The sequence below is a fragment of the bacterium genome, assembly GCA_030247525.1.
In the GTDB taxonomy this organism is placed as follows: Bacteria; Electryoneota; JAOADG01; order JAOADG01; family JAOADG01; genus JAOTSC01.
On record JAOTSC010000047.1, the window covers coordinates 1 to 21,253 of the forward strand.

Here is a 21,253-nt window from a genome sequence, read left to right on the forward strand (position 1 = left end):
ACTTTTCACTGCGACATCCCTCTTCTATTTTGGATCATTCCTTTTTATCTTTTTGATTCGCGTGCAAGAACCGCGAGTGGCTGTTCAGGAGGATCATTCGGGATGGAAGGACATTCGGCAAGGGCTATCCTATGCGGCTAAGCATCCAATTCTACTGCCGCTTTTTATCCTAACCGTCGCCGATAATTTACTCATCATGGGACCGGCAACAGTGGGTACCCCGATTTTTGTGAAACAAGAGTTACAGGGATCGGCGACCGCGTATGCGACAACGGAAGTGAGTTATGCGGTGGGGATGTTAACTGGGACGGGACTCATGCTCTATTTCGGAAAACGGTTCAAGCGGGGTAAACTCCTACTTTGGGGGATGTTTTTCGACGGTGTAACCTTCATTCCGATTTACTTCATCGATTCGTTACTGGCATTACAAATCACATTTGTTGTTCATTCGATTGCTATTCCGTTTTTAATAGTACCACGGGCGGCAATCATTCAGACTATTGTACCGGAAAATATGACTGGACGCATCTTTGCATTGATTAATCTGGCGGTTGTCGGTGTCACAGCTATTTCGGCGGGAGTAACGGGGATAGCGGTGGAATCGTTTGGAGTCCGGGTGGTGTTTGCCGCAATCGGAATCGGCGGGGGGATTTGTGGTGTAATTGGGTTGTGGTTTGCCCGTCAACTCCGAGAAACGGCGTGAGATTGCTCACATAAGTATCCAACTAATTATAAAAATATCAACGTATCTCTATTGTATCTGTCGAAATTCTGTTATACTATTAGTGTTCGCATCGAATATTGCTACAATGGTTGTTAGCGTACGCGCCGTAGAGTAATCGACTCAACTTTGACTTGAAAACTACTTTGCTTTCGGAAGCTTGATTCCTGAGACGGCAAAATCACGAAGACCTAAACAAGGAGAAAACGAATGAAATTATTACGTCTGGTATTCCTCGCATTGGCGTTGACCGCAGCATTAGCATTCACCGGTTGTGGTGAATCCGATGACGATCCGCTTTCACCGAGTAATGCCCCCGTCGCACCGACCGGCTTGACGATAACAGCGACAAGCTCATCGGTTCATGTAGTTTGGACTGCCGCCACCGACGCCGATTCGATTTTAATCGAACGCGCTGAAGGCGCAGCCAGCACAACATTTGCGACGATCGCCCGGTTAGTGGGAACAGCATCTTCCTACCACGATATGAACATCATGACGGCGACAACGTACCGTTACAAGGTTACTGCAAAGAATTCGGTGGGCAACACCTCCAGTAACATCATGAATGCGACCACGTTAAGCGTTGCGACTTGGCAGTCGGATAGCGACAACCAGTACGACGGTAATTACTTCATCGCGGCTTACAATGATACCGATTCCGCGATGGTAGCAAAAGTAATCCCGAATCATACCGGAAAACTTCTCAAGGTTAAAGTCATGTTCGGGAATTGGAATGCGGGTGGCGTTTTTCAAAAGACGAACGTTATTGTTAAGGTTGTTACCGGTGCGATCAATGGAACCGCCGTATATACAACAACTGTCAACGCTAATGACATCGTAACAAATGGTACCGGCAGCTTCAACTGGCAAGAATTTGATTGCTCTGCATCAAACATCACGATTACCAGTGGAACCAATTTCTGGGTAACCGTAACACCGGTGTTTACCGATTTCACATCCAGCAGCACCCAAAGGATGTATATTTCGTCCGAACAGAATTCCCCATCGACCAACCCAGTGGAGACTTGGGTTCTTAGTCGTGATGGATCTTCAAGCCGGATAACGGATATGGACGTAGCAATCAGCGCCATTGTCGAGTACTAAGATTCCGATACATTTGAGTTGATGTATTTTTCATATATCGACTCGATGGAGTTAAATAGGGGCGTAACACTACGCCCCTATTTCTTTTTCGGTAGGACAGACACTCTTAAAACCTTTGATTTAATCATTGTCTTGTTTTTGTGAGGAACGAAGGTCGCAACCTTGTGCGACCGCAGTGACGTGGCAATCTCAAAAGGCAGACTATGGTAGCCGCGGGCTTTAGCCCGCGTTTTCCCGAAATGACACTCCTGCGCGGGCTAAAGCCCACGGCTACCCTGTAATGAGACAGTTTACTGTGTATCAAAACTACTGAATGGCAAAACTCACCGATACCACCGCCATAATTTCCTTCTCTTTCGTTGAGGTGTCGTACATCCCGTAATCGGAGACCTCATTAGAATTCCGTCGCGTTACTTGAAACACCCCCACTTTTGCATTCCGGATCGAACCGACTTTATTGCCAGTGCCTAAAGCAATTCGCTCGGCACGCAACTTGGCGTCTTTGGTCGCATCGGTCAACAAATCAAGCCGGTACTCATTCAATTTAATCACCAAGTACTCGAGCGGATACGATTCGAGCGGTAATCCCTCTAAAATCAGATCATTCGCTTTTTGGGCTATCGCTTCCATTTTCACCAAATCACCGGAGCGCACTTCAAATTGCAGCATCATCCGATAGCCGTTCACCTTCCCGGTTTCACCACCATCGCGGGAGAATTGGTACAGCGTTATCGTTTGCGGCGAACGAAAACTATATGCCGAATCGGGCAACCCCTGTTGCTGGAAAAACGCGCTCAGCTGTTCTTGATACTTTTTGTATTGCCGGTAGGTGTCGCTGAGTTGAGAACCAGTAGCATTTACGCTGCCGCGCCACACGACATAATCAGAGACAACCGGCTTGCGGGCAGAACCGGTAACGGTTATCGATTCGCTGGTTGTACGAATACTGGAAATTCCACCGGATATGATGGAAGCGCAGATAATAGCGACTACCGAAACTATCACGATTGGTATCAAAGGAAAATTCGCTTTCTCACTCATCGTTACCTCACTTTTGGTTGTTTGCATAGTTATGTTTGGTTGCGGGATGAATCCGGAACACCGTTTCGTCGACGTCGATGGGGAGTTTCGGGTAGGGTGACGCTTCTACAATGATACGAACGGTTTTACGGACTTCAGCATTTACGACGATGATCCGCTTCCAGTGTTCCCGTCGAATCGGAGCGGGGAGTAGGAGTTCGCAATTGGGATGAGTCGGCACATCGGGGGGGAATGGTTGTTCTTCCTGATAGTGCTGCTCATGTTGCGGTCTTGTTATGTCAAGTACTTGTTTGGCAAAACAGTTTTGCAGTAGTTCGGTGTGTTGCTTGCCATTCTCTACGGATAACAACTCTGCATCCTTAATAGCAGCGCCAAACGGTGCAATCGAAAAAGATTGCCATTCGAGTAGGGTTGGATCGAGTTCAATCGCAATCCACTCGTTACGCCAATTCTTTCCACTCAACCGAAAGAGATAGGAGGCAGGAATTCTACCAATCGCAACATTAACGGCATCGTTTAGCGATTGATGAAGATCGTAGCGGTTACGGTCGTGGATGTATCGCAATGCCCCGTCAAACCCATAGCGAGCCAGTAATCCTTTGTAGGAATCGACTGTGCCGAAACGGAGAATTTCCGGCAAATTCATCCGAAGATGCGTCGCATGCAGCAAGCGCAAGGCGGTTAATGGAGTTCGTTTTCGGAAAAGTGATTTGAGATAGGAGAACATTGTTGTCTCATTACCTCGAAAGATATTGCGATCTTATGCAGCGAAACAAGCAAAGTTCACTCGCTATGCAAACAACCCAGTATGGGTAATCAGAACGCAAAAATGCAAACAGGGGCGTCGAAGCGCCCCTTGCAAAATAGTGACATGATCAATGATGGCTTAGGGATTCGGAACCGTAATAGAGAGGTCATCGAATAGCACCGGTCCCGAGGTGGTCGTCCCATACAAACCTACCGCAATCGGAGTTGGATTGGAAAACGTGGTTGAGATGAGTCCCGACCAGATATCGACATCGTCGATTCGTACTAAAACATTGTTACCGTTGACTTCGCATTTTAGGTTGTAAGTCTGGTTAGGATAATAACTAACCCAATCACCGCCAAGATAGGAGGGCGTTCCGTTAATGGTCTGAATAACGTCCCACCTGCCGGTAAAGTAATCAAGTCCGATCAGTAAGTAATTACGCTCATCAAGAAACTTGGGCAAGAATGCGACCCGTCCGAAATCGTAACTGGTTGCCAAAACATTAACTTGGAATGTGCCATCGCCAAACTCTCGATCCAGCAATTGAAATCCGAAAGTCCCATAATTACTTCTTCCAATTACTTGCATTGCTTGATTCACCGAGTCCCAAGTAATTGAGTTGTAACCAGAGTACTCTCCTAAGCCAGCCAGCAATCCAATAAATTGCCAGTTGCCGGTAACTTCATCTTCGGAGAAATCGCTTTGATACAACAAGTTTGAATCAGGGATAATCGTGACTCTGGTCTCACCGATGGTTTGATGGGCGCGGTCGCTCACCGTTACCCGGATGGTATAATTACCGGTGATTCCAGGCGCTACCCATCTCACCGAGGGACCGCTGCCGAGGATTTGTCCGATGTTGGTCGACCACTGGTATGTCAGAAAATCACCATTCGGATCGTATGCGATACAGGATAATTGCGTGGTATCGTGTACCGATACTTGACTTGGTGTTACCCACACCCGCTCGATAATTGGCGGGTAATCGATAGTGCCGGATGGCAACACCCGTACTAAAACACTATCGCGTGTTGTATGAAAACTGTCGGTGACTGCGACACTGATGTAATACCTTCCCGTGTCAGGCGGTGCGATCCAGGTACATTGATTTCCCGATGCATGACGGATCTCACCGAAGCGCGCCGAAAAAGCAAAGGACAACAAATTGTCGTCGCCATCAGGATCGTAAGAATAAGCTACAATCGAGAGTGAATCGTTTTGTTCAACGGGATTTTGACTCGCTCGAACACTATCGATTTTCGGGGGGATATCCATCAATCCATGACGCAACACCGTTATTGTAACATGTGAAGAATCGGTATGATAATTATCATAAACATAAACGGTGAGCGTTGCCTGCAACGAACTTGCCGCACCGGAAATTACAGGTGCTACCCAACGGGTTTGATGGTCAGTTGTATCGATTATCTTTCCAACACTCGCAATCCAGTAAAACGATAACGAATCGTTGTCGGCATCGCGTGCGTAGGTGTCAAACCATAAGGTGTCCAGCACTTCACAGGAGTCATTTGAATAATCGATGCTATCGATAATGGGAGTGCGGTTAAACCAACCAAAAGGAAGCACATTCACTTCGATCGTATCGACATTCGTGTGCCAGCGGTCGCTAACCCAAACAAACAACTGATGCCTACCAGTATCCTGCGCTAACCAACGAACCTCAAATCCGCTGGTATCAAGCAATCCTCCCCGCGGTGCCATCCAGCGGTAACCGGTAATCGGATCGCCATCATCGTCGTTCGCGTTGCAGCGGAAAGTAACCGTATCGTTTACTTGAATTGTATCCGGCCAAAACTGAACCGAGTATATACTCGGAGGCTTATGTGTCTCATACGGCGTAACGCTTTCCGTTGTACACGACCAGAGTATGATTGCTGCGATTGCCGCAAACGAAATGGGAAACCAAATAGAACGTTTCATTCCGTTCAATCCTTTACAACAGTTATTACTGGGATACCGTCGGTTGCTCGACTGTAACAGCAGGTCCACCGGTTGTCACATCGAGCGAAATCGTAATGTTATCGCCGTTGCCAAGATCAGGGATAGTGAATCCGCAAACGCCGTGGGCTCGATCCCACGAAATGTTCTGTGGGTGATTACCAAGTACTTCCGCCGTTGCGTTGACAGTAGAGAAGTCATTCGATAAATAGACCTCGACGTAAATATCGCGCAATGGGATTTTTCCGCTGTTTGTTACGCTTATCCGAATACGACTGCGGGATACGATTTTTGCCGACACGCGAATATTCTGCCAACCGGCAAAGCGATCAATGACAGTACTAATCGACGAGCGCCAAACCCCCATCGAATCCATTTGTGACACAAGACGAGGTATCACTTCCTTTACATTGTTCCCATCGAGAGCGGGATCGATGATACCGAGGTACAAGCCACCGGCGTTCGCTACTCGCCGCAAGTCACTATTCATCGCTTTCGATAAATCATAGCCATTCTTCATATCCCGGTATTCATACCACTCCCGCATCGTGAGGACATACTTGGGAAATGTTGCAATTGGCGCTTTTCGGGAAAAAATCGACCACCAACCGCCGGCATTTACGATGGTGCTCGCAGGACCGTAATACCGGGGACTTGGATTGCCAAAGACAAATTTCAATTTGTGGCGAGCCGCCGCTTCGAGTGTTAATGCGTCATAATTCCAATCGGAAGTGAATAGTCCAACGGGTGGCTTGCCCGTCATCTGCTCGATCCGTTTCACTTTATAACTAACACTGTTGGTTTGGTCACTGAGACTGTGGCCAGCGAAACTCATGCCGGGACCGGCATCAATGACGATGTCCACCCCTCCGTAGGAGCCGCGATTCATCCCCGGTGGTTGAAAGTCTGCATCTAACATTAAATCGACATGGGCACCGCTGCTCCGTGCTAACTCCAATGTTTGTTGATAGTCTGCGGTTGCACTACGTCCTTCCAACAACATTGCGCCGCCAGCTTGGTACCCTTTCGGCCAAACTTGCACATTGATAAGTGGTTGACCATGCAGCCAAGCAATACTGTTGTGGAGAATCTGGTCGAAGAGATCGCTGTTATCTTTATTGTCCTGAACAATGTCCGGGGTAAAACTGTACCAGACAAACTTACCGCGCAGATAGCGGCCGTGCATGATCATACTGCCGGCACCCCAATCGGTATCGACTTTTTCCCGCCAGTAAGGTTTGAACCAGGTAGCATCACTCTCTACCCGGGTTGTCTCAACGGGATTCATCGTTACGCTACCGTTGTAAGTAAAGAATTCAAGGTGACTGCCGGGTGTTATCATGGCAGTAATCGGGCTACCACCATGTAGTACCATGCTAGTACCGCCAGCGGAATCGCGTACTTCCTCCGTGGTAATCGAACCTAATACTTGCTCAAGAAAGTCGAAACCCACCCAGTTTCCTGTTTCGTCACGACAGCCAACCGACCAACACATCAGGACATTACCACCATTTGCCAAGAAACGTTTTATCCCATCGCGCTCATCCATTGAAAGTAAAAGTGTGCCGGGCAGAATAAGGACCTCATACCCCGTCCAATTGCGGGTCAAATCAGGCTCTTCGATTATCTTGTACTTGATGTCGCGATTGAAAAGTGTTTCTTTCCAGTACTCAAGCATCGATGGCGTTTTATCACCCGCTTGTATCTCTTGCCATGCCTCGACAGTTGATCGCCCTTCGCGGCGTTTCACCCCTTTAGCATACCACAGCGTATCGACTAACGGCCAAAGATCGTTGCGTCCGGTATATGGCCATTCCGTGGTGTCATCTTTTACTAAGTGGAGGTATCGTTCTGTTCGCAACGGGTGAACCAATAAGGCTTGCGGCATTCCGCTCCAACCTTGCGGTACCGACGCGGCATTGTTACTGCTCGACCATAGCGAGAGTGAGAACTGGCCATAGATGTAATGCATGACTTGACTATAGCCCCACCATCCAACGACAAGGAGGAGGATAGTGAAAGTCACCATCCGCAACATGAAGAACCGGCTGCGGCTCCCGTGCTCGGAGGTTTGTTCGACATCCTTTTCGATGTCTTGCTTGGAAGGATGTTTCCGATTACTCACGGTACCTCACCTATTTCCAGTGATCATCCGGATTTTCAAACTCCGGCTTCGAGGGTCTTCCCCCCTTGTGTCCGGGATCATTATAGACATACTTACTCGCGGAATCCGTTTCGGGAACTCCAAGTAACGGCAACCCGCCAGGTTTGTCGCCGGTTTTTTTGGCGGTTTTCGTAGGTTGTAATCCGGCATACATCCGAACTGAAGTTCGGAACGCCTCCACATTTTCCTCTTCCGGCTCTGGTGCCGGAAGCGACGAACGCATCGGACTGGGAGCCCCGTAAATACCTGTATCGTGCTTATCGAAATCCAATGGCTTGCCGTCAGCAGTCAACAGGCTTTTCTCGGTTCGACGCGAGAAAAAGAAGTAGTATAACGCTCCGCCTAAAAAGATGGCTGCAATGATAAAAGCAAGTTTAAAAAACTTGAAAGGAAGATCACGCGTCTTCTGGTTATAAAGACCGCCGCTTCCTTTTACTAACAAGGCAGTAAAATCATCGTTTGCTTTGAGCTTGGGCAGATAAATCATATAGCAACTGTCGCGAACATCGTAGGTGCAGCTTTTCGAGATCGAAGCAAGCATCATTTGCTCTACGGGAATCGTGCGTGGTGCTGCTACCCGCAAAACGACATTCTCAACAGGCTTATCGCTGCGGTTCGTTATCATAAATTTTAACGACGAATCGGTTGCTAAAGTTGCGACCTGTAGTGCCTCGCGGGCTTTCATCCAGTTTGTTACTTCGCGGGTGGTCGCAATCCAGATGTTATCGTGTCTTTGTAATTCTTTAATCACTTGTTCGACAACCATCGTCAATTCAGGTTTCGACAGCATCTGGCTGTGGTAATTCAATCGGTACAAGCCGCGCATATCATGTATTCGTTCAAAATCTTTTATCATTATTGCAGACATCGTCGCCGCGTCGCTGATTTTGAACCGGTCTACTAAATCGTAATCGTCTAACTCCCCCTTCGGGTACGTGACCAATCCTTCTAATGAACCCGGCGAATCGGGACGCCAGCGGGGGTAGTCGCGGTCTGGAACATCATCGGCCATCAAGTAGTCGAGACCGGTCATCCGAACAGCGGTCATCGTAAACTGGTTATAGGATAACTCTGGTGGACGGAATCCCGTCGGACGTTCCGAAACTTTCGATACATATTCGATTGCACGCTTAAGTCGTTGGACTTGTTGATCGAGTGATTGTTCGCCGAACCGGTCGTGGGTGTCGCCATGTAAACCCAATTCACCACCGTTCTTCACCAGCCGTTTGATTACATCGGGGTGTTTCATCCCCTCTTCGACTAACAAATTGAAGGTCGTTTTTACGTTGTACTTCTCAAACAAGTTGATGATGTTTTCCACATTAGCGAACTGGTCTTCGATATCACCGTGGATGATAACCGCACTTTCGCGTCCTTTCGGCCAAGCCTCCACACCAACTGCCGATGCTCCCATTAGCCATTTAAACATCTGGTGAAACATGGGTTGATAGACTTCGCGGTTTATTGAATCGGCATGCATCCCATCGATGTTAGCACCGAACCAAACGACTCTTCCGCCTTGTGGCAACTCACGAACAATCAGTCCCGCTTCTCGTTTAATAATCGATGGATCGCGTTCGAAATAACCATCGGTCGACCAATATCCAGCGATGTCGCGTTTGCGATCGACATTTACTTTCATCGGAACCACGGTTGGTGATAGCCGTAGATAGTAACCGGGGGGAACGTTTAATGTAATCGGGGTTCCAAATCGTAATTGTAGAGCCGATGGTTTGCCAATTTCGATTTCAGTGTCGAGTGGTTCGGCTCCGAGTAGTTCCGCTAAATCGCGATAACCGCGCCAGCTTCCATCATTGTTGCGACAGGAAATCGCCCAAGTCGCTAATACGCCGCCACCGTTATTCAGAAAGCGTTTGACCTCCAGCCATGCTGCGGAATCGAGACAAACGGTTCCCGGTAAAATGATCAAGTCATACTTCCGCAAGTCGCCTAACAATGCATTTTCCGGTGCTTCGGTGATATTATAATAACCACCGAGTAACAGATCATTGCGAAATACAGCACCGTAGTTCAACGCCATTGTCGTATCGCCTTCGTTCATAAACCGCGAAGTAGCATTGGGGCGAACGAGCAACACCCGATTGTGCGTTTCGGCAGCGAATCCGGTTAGTGTGAACAATAATGCGGCAAGTATGGCAAATCTTCTCATTGCTTACTTCCAAGAAGGTGAAGTGTCGTTACCGGGAGTGGGATGCCGCGTGTCTTGACGACCCGGAGGCGTATACAACCGGGGTGACAATTGTGGCGGTTCCTCTTCGACGGGGGCCGGAAGAGCCGCTTCCGGGAAGTACCGGCCATCGCCTGCCTCGAATGTTTTCATAAATGCTTGCTGAGCCGAACTTAATGGTGGCAGCGCTGCTGCCGGTTGCCGCTGCTGAGGTGCCACCGGTTGCCGCGACGCCGGATATGCTAAATCGTCATAAGAGTTCGCCGGTTGTACAATCGGGGTTGGTTCTTCAACCGGTTTTTCGGCAATCGGTGCCAACGGCTGCAAAGGTGCCTTGCGACGCTCTTTTAGCCGGAAAACAACATATGACGCCACAGCCACGATAAAAGTGATAATCGTGATGATAAAAATGACTGTGGACAGAATCGGAATCAAATCCATTATTTTCTCCTACTCAAACGCTGCCGTGGATTTACCAGAGCGTTGAAAGCCAATTGCGCTCACACGCAAGATTGCGGAAGCCGTCCGCTTACTTTTTATTACAACCTGCCAACCCGTTCGAGTTTGCCCCAGCTCATCTTGATACCGAGCATCTCCTCGACCGTCGCCATCAGTTTTGCCATATCGATCAACTGAATGAAAAAGAATCGGTAAATTACCGCCAACGGTACTAAACGTAGTTGCTCTTTTTCCATTGCAACTGAGTGCATTGCTGCAATCGTGTCGAGAATCGTTAACTGCACCCACCAAAGCACAATCAACGGTGACATCCCCCAAATGATAGCAACAATGATGAAAAGCAAATTCGCCATGGTATTCATACCGGGCCATAAAACCGATTCGACGATCATTTGCCACATCGTTCCAACGACTCGCCAACCCGCACCAGGATGAAATAAATACTTCCGGTGCTTGCGTAGCGATTGTAAAATTCCGCGCGTCCAGCGATAGCGTTGCTTCAAGAGCTGTAGCAATTTTTCCGGCGCTTCGGTGTAACTGATAGCATAGGGTTCGTAATCGACCTTGTAACCATGTGTAATCAGTTTGAGGGTTAGGTCACAGTCTTCCGCGAAGGTATCGGCTTCCCATCCGCCAACTTCCACCAACGCGGTCTTTCGGAACAAGCCTATTGGACCGGGAATAATGTTCACCGATTGCAAAAATGCTTGAGCGCGCCGGGCGAGGTTTAATCCTTCGATATACTCCAGCGCTTGTAATCGGGTAAGCAGATTCACTCGGTTGACTACTTTCACATTTCCAGCGACTGCAGCGATTTTCGGATTCACAAAATGCCGCATTGCCATCCGTAATGTTTCCGGAGCCAATTTGCTATCGCCATCCATACAAACGACCACTTCGCCGGTTGCGTCGCGAGCGCCGTGATTCAACGCATGGGACTTCCCCTTGTTTACCTGGGTCAACACCTTGACTTCGACCGGTCCGTACACTCCTTGTTGTCGGCCTTGCATAGTGCGTGCGATCGCAAGAGTATCGTCTTTCGACCCATCATCGATAACAACGATTTCATAGTTAGGGTAATCAAGCGCCAGCAGCGATTGTACTGACTTTGCAATAACTGGTCCTTCGTTATACGCTGGTACTAAAACCGAAACTTTCAGTAAAGGGTACTCATATTCATCGCTTGCTTTTTCTCGCGAATGGTGCAGATACGAGAGAAAAATGAGCGATAAGTATCGCGCAATCAGTACGAACAAGAATAGCAATAACGATATAATCGAAACGTTTACGATGATGTTTGGCACCGAAAACTGCGAACGTAGTAAAATGATGTAAGTTGCAATGGTAATCGAGCCGAAAATGACCACTAGAATGGCGACAACAAAACCATACCCCCACTCTTTTGAGGTCGTTTTTACAGCGGCGTCGCCGCCGGTTACAGGTTCGATTTTTTCCGCTTCTTTTACTTTTCCGCTGGATTCCGGTACTTTTTCGCCGTTTATTTTTCCAGAGCCGTTTCCATTGATGGCTGGCTGCTCATCGGTCGGAGTCGACCTCGGAGTTTTTTGCCACCAGCGACGGCGCGGTTCGACATCGGTTGTTTGACTCATACCGTATTCCAATACTTAAAGGTTGATGACCGCAGATGCGGCGACGCCAGAATAACTATACTCGCCGTCCGTGCGAATTGTCCGTAAGTATGAGTAAGCAAGGCCAACATTAATCCGTTTGCTTACGCGCACATTCAATTCGCCACTCATGTTTTTGATCGCATCATTTGTCTTTTGAACCCGGCCGACACCGCCGCGGATTGTGTAGTACCAACGAGGAAAGGAGTTATGTAAATCGATCCAGCCACCTACTGTCGAGTAGTCTTTTGGCGCCCAATACCCAACCGCTTCTTTTTTCGCATCCACACTTTCAACGCGCCCTCCGAGCGTCAGATACGGCTTGAAAAGATAACCGGCTTCAAACCACATTTCGGTTCGGGTATTTCGATCAGAAATCTGTAACTGTGAAACTTCCCCCTCGGCTGTCCATTGCTTGTTAATTTCGTAAGTGCCAGCGACGCCGATTTTTTCCGTGGTTAACTCTTCGCCCCATGTCTGCAGTTCCTTGGTAGCACCAAGATCAAACATCGCTTCCTGCTTCGAGTAATAAGCGCGGCCAATGAATCCCACTAATTCGGGAACATCCTTGAAATTGTGACTTACGTCCAGCCGGATACCTTGTGCAACCTTCTTTTCAAATTGATAATTTCGATACTCGACTGAACCTTGTGTCAGTTTATCGAAACTGTATTCCAAGGCTCCGAAGCCAAACCAGCCAAGCTCACGGAAACCATCTTGCTCGGTTTCGGTGGTACCGGTTCCAATTTTCGCTTGGGTCCGAAGATTGAAACTAAACGTTGTAGCGGCTAATGCTTCACGCATAAAGAAATTTGAATTATCGGATAGTGTCCGGGCAGACGAAACAAATCCGCGGAACAATGGGCCATTAAGCGATTGCAATGCTTTACGGGCCTCCGATGAACGGGGGTTTAATGCCAATACCCGGTTGTAACTTTCATAAGCGGAGTAGACATCGCCTTTCCAGAAATAAGCGTTCGCGATGCCCATTTGGCATTCTGCCGATTCCGGATTCAATCGCAGAGCTCGCTCAAACTCACTGATCGCCCGCTCATTATCGCCGGACCAGGAAAGCACTTGGGCGTAGCGATAACGATACTCAAAATTCATCGGGTTTTCATCTGCCAAGGTGCGGTAAATATCGCCCGCTTCCCGGTACTGTTTTGCATCCGCTAAGATACTTGCTAACTCAATCTGCGTATCGGGATCGCTTCTTCTCCGTTCTAACACCAAGCGGTATTGGGCAACTGCTTCGGTTGCCTGTCCTGTCTGTGCCAGCAGTTTTGCATACTCAATCCGGGCATCGACATCGTCTGGCTTGAGTTGCACTTGCAATTTTGCTTGTCGGATTGCCTCTGTTTCCCAAATCGTACGGCGGGTCGCAATTTCCTGTTTCATCAATAACAACCGTTTATCTTCCGGCTCGTTGATAAGAAGTTGCGTAACCAGTTCGTTCGCTTCGTAAAAACGCTTGGAGTCGAGATACAACCCGGCAAGCCGACGCATTAACGTTGGATTTGTCGGATCGGCTTTTAGTTTCTTCTCGAGTTGAAAAATGAGTGGTGAAATATCCTGATCGATCATTGTTAAGCCCTGTTTGGCGTCGGAGTTCAATGAATCGACTTTGAGAATATTGTTATATAGTACCCGCGCTTCTTCAAAATTGCCTTGCCGCCGGACCGCTTCAGCGAGACCGATTTGTGTATTCACATCGTCGGGGTGGATCGTTAAATCGCTGCGGAATATTTGTTCAGCCTCGGCAACATCGTCGCTGCCATAAAGCAAACTGTTTGCCAATCCGAGTTGCGCATCACGATTGCCCGGGAGAGCAGTGGTGACGATACGGAATTCTTCAGTAGCCTCTTTCGATTTCCCTGCCCAGTTCAAAACCTTTGCCCGCTCCAACCGTATAGGGTAATCATTTGGACGCCGCTCTAAATATTTATCGTATGCGCCGATTGCATCAGAGTACCGCGGTACTGATTGGTAATATCGGGCAAGATTCAACAAAGCTGAGGTATCGGTCGGATTTGTTTCTAACTTTTTGCGAAATGCTTCGATTTGGTCGTCTAACCGCTTGAGTCGAGATGTTTCGATTGCGTTTGCCAACGCGATTGCCGAGGTGTCTTTAGCATCGGCGGTAAGTCGCACTTTTACTATAGAGTCGGCTTCCCATTCGCGCCCTTTTTCTAACAGGAACTGAGCTAACGGAATCAACGGTTTACCAGTCGGATCAGCCTGCGCCGCATCCCAAAGCGTTCGCTCCTTATATGAGGGGGAATTAATAATGGTCGCGATGTGCTTAGAAGCTTCTTTATTCTTCGGTTCGACTTTAAGGACCCGGCGAAACTGTTCCAACGCTTCAGTTTCCTTACCCTGCCAGTACTCCATTTCCCCTAAAAACAGCCGGGCACCGGCATGATCGGGTGAGTTTGCAAATATCTTCCCTAATTCACTGTTGGCTTCACCATATCGATGAGCCCATCCGTATTGCTTCGCTAACTCTAACCGGGCAACTTGATCACCTGATTTGTGTGACAGATAGCGCTTATACATCTCGATACAGCGTTCGGTTTGGTTAATGCCGCTAAGAAAACGGGCATACTCCAACAAATCGCTGGGGGAAGCATTGGGTGATTTTACTCTCGCTTCATAGTCTTTGATGATGTCGTTGCGCTTCTGCGTTTTCACCCCTTCGGCAATCATCGAGAACTTCAAGACGCGCGGATCATTCGGGAGCTCCTTACGCAGTATGATGATATGTTCGGTTGCCCGTTCGCGTTGTTTTAACTCCAACAGTAATTCTACGAGGAGAATTCTCGCCTCGCTGTCGTTTGGAGTAACTTTTAAGTACTCGTTGTACAAGGAAATCGCTTCCATGTACACGCCGTTTTTTTGCAGCGTTTTTGCCCGTAGTAGCATTTGTGGTGGCGTCTCCGCCAATGCAAACGATACCAGCAGTAGCAACACTCCCCACCAGTGTTTTTTTATCATCGTACGACTCAGCTGATCAGTTTAAAGTTGCGCGCCGACTCAGTAACAAATCCCAACAGGTCTTGCACGTTATCGCCATCCTGTGGGAATACTGCAATCGCATTTGAAATCAGAAGGTGCTTTCCAAGCTGAATATTCAGTCGAGCGCTGATTTCTGCTTTTACCTCACCGAATACGCGCCGTGTAAATGCTTCTGCGCCGTCACGGTCACAATCTTCCAACAACACGACCACTTTATCCATGCTGCGAGTTGCGGTATCGTTCAATCCGCGCAACGACGAACCGATAATTGACGCAATTCGTTTTACCAACTCCAATCCCTGCGGTAGGTTCGGGAGTCGAGTGATTTCAATCGTGTTAATCATTCGAAACGATACTAACGCAAATCGTCCTTGGTTTTGGTTGCAGCGCCAGATTTGCATATGCAACATATCTTTGAAAACAGTAAGCGAAATGAGATTATCGCTTCCCTTACTGGCATCGGTTTCGGCAAGTGAAGACGAATCCTCGGTAAAGTCTTCCGGCAAATCCATCGGAGCTGGTTTAGATGACCGCTTTTCAATAATTTCGTCGAAAGTGCCGTTACTTCTCAGGGTTTTTTCAAGAGCGCGAATCAAGTCGGATTTGATGAGCGGCTTCGTGAATAGACCATCACCACCGGATTGCTTGACATTTTGGTAGGTTAACTTCGTATTCCGGGGATCGGTAAGAATGAATACCGCTTGTTTTGGTTCGATCTCGCGAATTCGTTCAATGACACTGCGCCATTGGTAACCGGGATGATTCGCATTGAGTAGAATCAAATCGTAATCCATGTGGAGATGTTGTGCTGCCAATTCTTCCGCAGTGTCAAGGGAAATGATATGGCTGCCGGGTGAGAAGAAATCTTCCAGTTGTGCGGTCGTTTCGTCGTCGCTATCGAGTATGGCAATTTGTAACGGGACATCGGTCAATTGCGGACCAACCGGCTGCAAATCGGCAGTCGGCTTCGCACCGGGAGTACCGGGGGTGTCGAGAACAACACCAACACCATACTCAAATCTAACTTTATAAGAAACCGGGGGATTAATCGGATTCACCATTTTGTGAACGGTAAACATCCGTTGGAGACCGGTTTTCGCTGGAACATTCGACAGCGAAAATGATCCGACCGCGGCGTCTTCGATTAGTTCGGTGATTCGATTAGCCAATGGACTATTTGGTTCGCCGGTTGTTACAACGGTCGAAACATGCAACGCATCGAGCGAACTCATTAAAGAGTAGACATAGTTCGTAACATGCGGTTCGCGCGCCTTGGCAAGGAGGGGAATCAACGTATCAAATACCAGTCGGGTGCAATGGTAGGTCTTCACATACCGCTCAATTTCACCTAACAGATGAATCACGCCGCCCAACTGAAAATGTCCGCTGAGAATCTCTTTCGGATATTCCATCAAGATCAAGCGATTGTCCATCAAGTAGGGTTCAAGGGTGAGACCCATTGTCTCCGCTTTGAGAATAACGTTTTCGATCCGATCACTCGAAATCATGATACCATTTTCACCATTCTCCAAACCAGCCAGCAGAAATTGCAAGGCAACCGAGGTTCGTCCCGATTGTGCTGGCCCGCGAACAATGAAACTACGGTTCGAGTACAAGCCGCCATAGGCAGCATCCAAAAAGTCAAGACCGGAACTAATGCGTGTGTAAATCATCTTCTCTCCTAAATCAGCAGATCGCACGAACTGACTGTAAGTTCTGAACACAAGGTACAAGCGGCATGTTTTACAAACGGTCAAAGATGAGTGAGTTAAAACGTTTACTCTCCGTTTGTATGGAAGTGATGTGATTGCACACTGTTATAAATTCGTGTAAACATACTAAATACTGGCAATAGTATATATGAGTTTCTGCTCCATGAGGAGTAGAAACTGAATTTCACAAAAGTTTATAAAGACAATGTATGAATGGCTGAAATAGCCTTTCTGCCAAGCCCGATGATATTTTTTTTCGGTGGTTACTTTTCATTGCTGATTTAAACCGAAAAACAGTACATTTGAACAAGAGACAATTTTTCTGGAGGAATGATGTTACGAAGAGCTCTCTCTCTAATGCTGTTGGTGCTTCTTGCAACTTCGATTGCAGTGGCTGCTATCCATAAAGTTAATCCTCGGGTCGATGTTAACCGGAAGGCGACTGTGTTAACGGGAAACGAAGAGTTTCCTTTTGATGCGTTTGGATCACGCGACCCGGCTCAAGATCCTCCGCCAATGCTCGATACAATTGGGAACGTTTTCCGTGCTGGGCGAACATGGTACGACTGTCAGCATAACGGTACAATCGGTCGAATGCTTGAAATCGATAGTGCAACCGGTATTGTTCACATGTTCTGGATGCGGGGTATCGACAGTCTTGCCGCATCCCGGCAAGTGTTTTACAATGCTTTCGATCCTGCGACCTCGACCTACATGTTTGGAGCGAATGGACAACAAGTTCCTCCACAAACAATAACTCGTTCCGGGTTCACCTCGATGGCGCTGTATGGCGGAATTCCATTCCCGGCGTTTCATGAATCCAATTCACGTGCAGGAACCTTGACGACATCCAATGTTTACCACGATATCGAAGCCGGTGTAGGGGCATTCATCTCGGATAATCCTACGTCCTTAGTAACAGGAGTGGAAGCGATTTGGCCAAGGGTAGCAATATCTCGAAATGGGGCAGTACACGTAGTTTCCTGTGAAAGTACCCCTGCTGCCGCTGATCCGCAGCGTCAATGGTATCACCGTGGTATCTACGATCCGTTGAATACAACGATTACTTGGACGGCACCGGTGTTGTTACCCGGTACAACCGAAAACATTGCTGCCGATGTAGCCGGTTCCCGCTTGAGCAACAAAGCGGCGGTCGCGTGGATGCGTCCGATGGGATTGGATCAGGTTCCCCCGCCAGCCACCAACGTTCAAGTTTCTAATAATGTGGTCTATGCCGAATCGCAGGATGGCGTTACCTGGAATTTTAACAACTTTAATTACATGACGTACTGGCGAAATCCGAATGCGTCGTTATTGCCGGATACAACGGCCGCGAATCAAGATACTTTCCGTGCATACAACGATATAAATCTGGTGTATAGCCAGAATGACGTATTGTACGCAGCGTTTACAACCGGTTTATTCTACAATTGGGACGTTCACCAGACCGATTCGTTGGGACAAACGACCCCGCAGGACTCTTCCTACTATGTTTGGGGTCATTGCTGGTTCTGGCGCGCCGACGATCCACACCGGATCAATATGGCTGCTAGTGGTGGTTGGTACTGGTCGGATATTTATGCCAATCCCGGGGCTTGGAATCGAACCGCCCACCGTCCCAATCTCTCGGTAGCTCGCAATGGCGATATTTACATGATATTCGCTGCCTGCTTTGATTGGAACGATTCTACAATGGCGCAAGATGTTTCGCTGGCTGGCGAATGTAATTTCGATGTTTTTGTGACGAAGTCGACCGATGGTGGATATCGCTGGGTCGAGCCGTTGAATATCACTCGCACCCGTACACCAGATGCCGCTGCTGGTGCGTGCCGTTCCGAGCATTGGCCATCGACGAATCGCTGGACCGATAATTATGTGCACGTTACTTACGTGACCGATTACGATGCCGGATGGATTTTCCAGACCGAAGGTAGTTGGACGAATAACGACTTCAACTATCATCGGGTTGCCACGAGCGCATTGCCAACAACACTGCACAACCATGGCCCGTTAATGCTTTCTGTTGGTGTTGATGAGCCGATAGCAACCACGGAACTTCCGAAGAGTTTTGCGATTGAGACGAATTATCCCAATCCCTTCAACCCAACCACCGATATCGTTTTTTCCTTGAATTTCCAAATGGAGGTTCAATTAGCGGTGTACGATATCCAAGGTCGTCAAGTAGCCGAATTGACGAAGGGGAGAATGAATGCCGGGAAGTATAAAGTCACCTTCGATGGTCGCGACTTATCGAGTGGCGTTTACTTCGCCCGCTTGACTGCGAACGGTGTTACTTCGACCCGCAAGATGACACTACTCAAGTAGGTGACCTAACAAACTTTTCAACGACAGCAGTGAGACATCTGAACAATTCACACTTCTTGTCTTTGCGAGGAACGCAGGTCGCAACCGTGTGCGACCGCAGTGACGTGGCAATCTTGTGACTCTAACAAGTGTATCCTAAAGAGATCGCCACGTCATTCCGCATCGTATCTGCTTCGCAGGATACTTCACTACATTCCTCGCGAAGACACACTGTTTCGATTTTGTCAAAGGTCTCATCTTATCCAGCAGTTGAAAAGGGGCGTAGCAATACGCCCCTTTTTCCGTTTGCACACCAATCTCCCGCTGTGTAGTTTACTAACATAAACCGGGAGAAAAATATGTCGTTCGATCAATCTACACCCATCGATGTTGCCGCCATTATCCGTTACATCGAACAATTGGTAAATACCCCCTCGCCCACTGGTTTCACCAAGTATGTCGAGCAATATCTGTTGGATCATGCCAAACAACTGAGAATACCCTGTACGCAAACAAAAAAAGGCGCGGTGGTTTATTCCTTTGAACGCCCCGCTGCCAAACGAAATGTGATGTTTGCCGCTCATGTCGACACGCTTGGCGCGATGGTAAAATCGGTGCAAGGCGGCGTCGTGAAAATTGCCAATGTCGGCTCTTGGCCTGCGATTTATGGGATTGGCGATTACTGTAAGATTCACACGTTTGATGGAACGGTGTACGATGCGACAATGCTGCCGGATAATCCTTCGGTACACGTCAACAAGAAGTGGGGTGAGGAACGGGTAAAAATCGAAGATCTGCATCTGCGGATCGATCATCATTTTTCAAAACCCGAAGAGGTGGAAAAAGCGATTCCCGTTGGTTCCTATGTCTCCTTCGATTCTCATTTTCCATCGATCAACGGCTATGTCAAGACGCGCCATCTTGACGACAAAGCCTCGGCAGCGATTTTGCTCGCATTCGCCGATCTCCTCCGAACCAGTGATGCCGCCATGCTTCCCGATGTATCGATTCATCTCTATTTCAATATCACCGAGGAAACTGGGCAAGGAATCGCCGCCTATCCCAAGGAAATCGATGATCTCTTAATTGTCGATATGGGAGCCTTAGGCGATGGATTGCAAGGCGACGAATATTCGGTTTCGATTTGTGCAAAAGATTCCTCCGGCCCCTATCACTATGGATTCACCCACGAATTGGTAGCGCTCTGTCAAGCGAACGAAATTCCATTCAAAGTCGATGTTTTTCCGTTTTACGCATCCGATGGCTCGGCGGCATTAACTGCGGGCGGCGACCATCGCGTTGCATTGATTGGACCCGGTATCGCGGCGTCGCACGGGTATGAACGCACCCATCAGGACGCGTTAGCGAACACCATGCGATTGCTCGTAGCATATGTGAATTCAATCTGACGATTTCCTTGTCTATTCTGAAAGAATCCCAACCAATCCGATTTTCGGATGCAACCAAGAAGTATGGAGCGGTCACCGCGCTGCACGGCCTGCACTTGACTGTCGAGCGTGGCGAGTGCTTAGTCCTCTTGGGTCAAAACGGCGCGGGAAAATCGACTGCTCTCAAAATGCTGATGGGTTTAATTGAACCAAGCGCCGGAACGGTAGAGCTGTTTGGTGAGAATCCCGCAAACCCCGCTGCTCGTGAAAAAGTGGGCTATTTGCCGGGGGAGTTGGGTTGGCCGCTTGGTGTCAAGTGTGGGGAGTGGTTAGGTTTTCTTGCCGATTTATCCGGAAAACCTGATTTTACCCGAAGAATGCTCCTCCTCGAAACCCTTCAGTTTCCAATATCGCGACTCAATTCCTACATCGGAACGCTTTCCCAAGGCATGAAGCGTAAACTCGGTCTGGTTGCCGCGATGGAACCTCGTCCCGAGCTGTTAGTGTTTGACGAACCAAGCGACGGACTTGATCCGGTACAACAAAGGGCAGTGATTGATTTACTGAAGCGACGAGAACCGGAAACGACGTTGTTACTCTCGTCCCACGATTTACGGGAAGCGTTTGAGTTAGCGGATCGGGTCGCAATTTTCGCTCAGGGGAAATTGGTCGAACAGTTTGCGAAACCGGCGGTTTCTTCACCCGATGAATTGGAAGAGCGTTTCTTCGCCGCAGTCGAGGTGAAATGAAACGCTTTGTTGCCGTAATGATGTTTCTATGGCGGCGCCACCGGTTTGTCCTTGGCGGACTAATTAG

14 protein-coding genes are annotated in these 21,253 nt (G+C 48.3%); 5 read left to right on the forward strand and 9 right to left on the reverse strand.

What is annotated here, in order from left to right; translation table 11 throughout:
- A partial coding sequence (locus tag OEM52_06365; protein ID MDK9699747.1) for an MFS transporter occupies positions 1-703 on the forward strand: 703 nt, incomplete at its 5' end.
- 228 nt (positions 704-931) lie between these two features.
- Positions 932-1,828: a fibronectin type III domain-containing protein gene (locus OEM52_06370; protein MDK9699748.1), complete on the forward strand. Its 897-nt coding sequence runs from the start codon at positions 932-934 to the stop codon at positions 1,826-1,828.
- Positions 1,829-2,134: 306 nt separating this feature from the next.
- On the opposite strand, the gene OEM52_06375 is transcribed toward OEM52_06370, so the two are convergent.
- The 9 genes from OEM52_06375 to OEM52_06415 all read right to left on the reverse strand — a co-directional run bounded on the left by OEM52_06375 (position 2,135) and on the right by OEM52_06415 (position 16,706).
- Positions 2,135-2,869, reverse strand: coding sequence for an SIMPL domain-containing protein (locus tag OEM52_06375; GenBank protein ID MDK9699749.1), 735 nt, complete (start codon positions 2,867-2,869; stop codon positions 2,135-2,137).
- A gap of 7 nt (positions 2,870-2,876) precedes the next feature.
- Positions 2,877-3,596: a hypothetical protein gene (locus OEM52_06380; protein ID MDK9699750.1), complete on the reverse strand. Its 720-nt coding sequence runs from the start codon at positions 3,594-3,596 to the stop codon at positions 2,877-2,879.
- A gap of 159 nt (positions 3,597-3,755) precedes the next feature.
- Positions 3,756-5,561, reverse strand: coding sequence for a hypothetical protein (locus OEM52_06385; protein MDK9699751.1), 1,806 nt, complete (start codon positions 5,559-5,561; stop codon positions 3,756-3,758).
- Positions 5,562-5,586: 25 nt separating this feature from the next.
- A complete protein-coding gene (locus tag OEM52_06390) occupies positions 5,587-7,704 on the reverse strand; it encodes a hypothetical protein (GenBank protein MDK9699752.1) in 2,118 nt (705 codons plus the stop codon).
- A 10-nt stretch (positions 7,705-7,714) separates the two neighbouring features.
- Positions 7,715-9,913, reverse strand: coding sequence for a polysaccharide deacetylase family protein (locus OEM52_06395; GenBank protein ID MDK9699753.1), 2,199 nt, complete (start codon positions 9,911-9,913; stop codon positions 7,715-7,717).
- Positions 9,914-9,916: 3 nt separating this feature from the next.
- Positions 9,917-10,372 (reverse strand): hypothetical protein, encoded by a 456-nt coding sequence (locus OEM52_06400; GenBank protein ID MDK9699754.1) that lies wholly within the window; start codon positions 10,370-10,372, stop codon positions 9,917-9,919.
- A 98-nt stretch (positions 10,373-10,470) separates the two neighbouring features.
- The gene (locus OEM52_06405; GenBank protein ID MDK9699755.1) at positions 10,471-12,000 is read right to left on the reverse strand and encodes a glycosyltransferase family 2 protein; all 1,530 of its coding nucleotides are present in this window, start codon (positions 11,998-12,000) and stop codon (positions 10,471-10,473) included.
- Positions 12,001-12,015: 15 nt separating this feature from the next.
- Positions 12,016-15,012 carry a tetratricopeptide repeat protein gene (locus OEM52_06410; protein MDK9699756.1) on the reverse strand — a complete coding sequence of 999 codons (2,997 nt, stop codon included), beginning with the start codon at positions 15,010-15,012 and terminating at the stop codon, positions 12,016-12,018.
- A gap of 8 nt (positions 15,013-15,020) precedes the next feature.
- Entirely contained in the window at positions 15,021-16,706 is a 1,686-nt protein-coding gene (locus tag OEM52_06415) for a hypothetical protein (protein MDK9699757.1), read from the reverse strand.
- Between the two features lie 369 nt (positions 16,707-17,075).
- Between OEM52_06415 and OEM52_06420 the strand changes: the two genes are divergently transcribed.
- From OEM52_06420 to OEM52_06430, 3 genes are all read left to right on the forward strand, one after another.
- Positions 17,076-19,070: a T9SS type A sorting domain-containing protein gene (locus OEM52_06420; protein ID MDK9699758.1), complete on the forward strand. Its 1,995-nt coding sequence runs from the start codon at positions 17,076-17,078 to the stop codon at positions 19,068-19,070.
- 338 nt (positions 19,071-19,408) lie between these two features.
- Positions 19,409-20,458, forward strand: coding sequence for a M42 family metallopeptidase (locus tag OEM52_06425; protein MDK9699759.1), 1,050 nt, complete (start codon positions 19,409-19,411; stop codon positions 20,456-20,458).
- An 8-nt stretch (positions 20,459-20,466) separates the two neighbouring features.
- Positions 20,467-21,186, forward strand: coding sequence for an ABC transporter ATP-binding protein (locus OEM52_06430; GenBank protein MDK9699760.1), 720 nt, complete (start codon positions 20,467-20,469; stop codon positions 21,184-21,186).
- Positions 21,187-21,253: the final 67 nt, after the last annotated feature.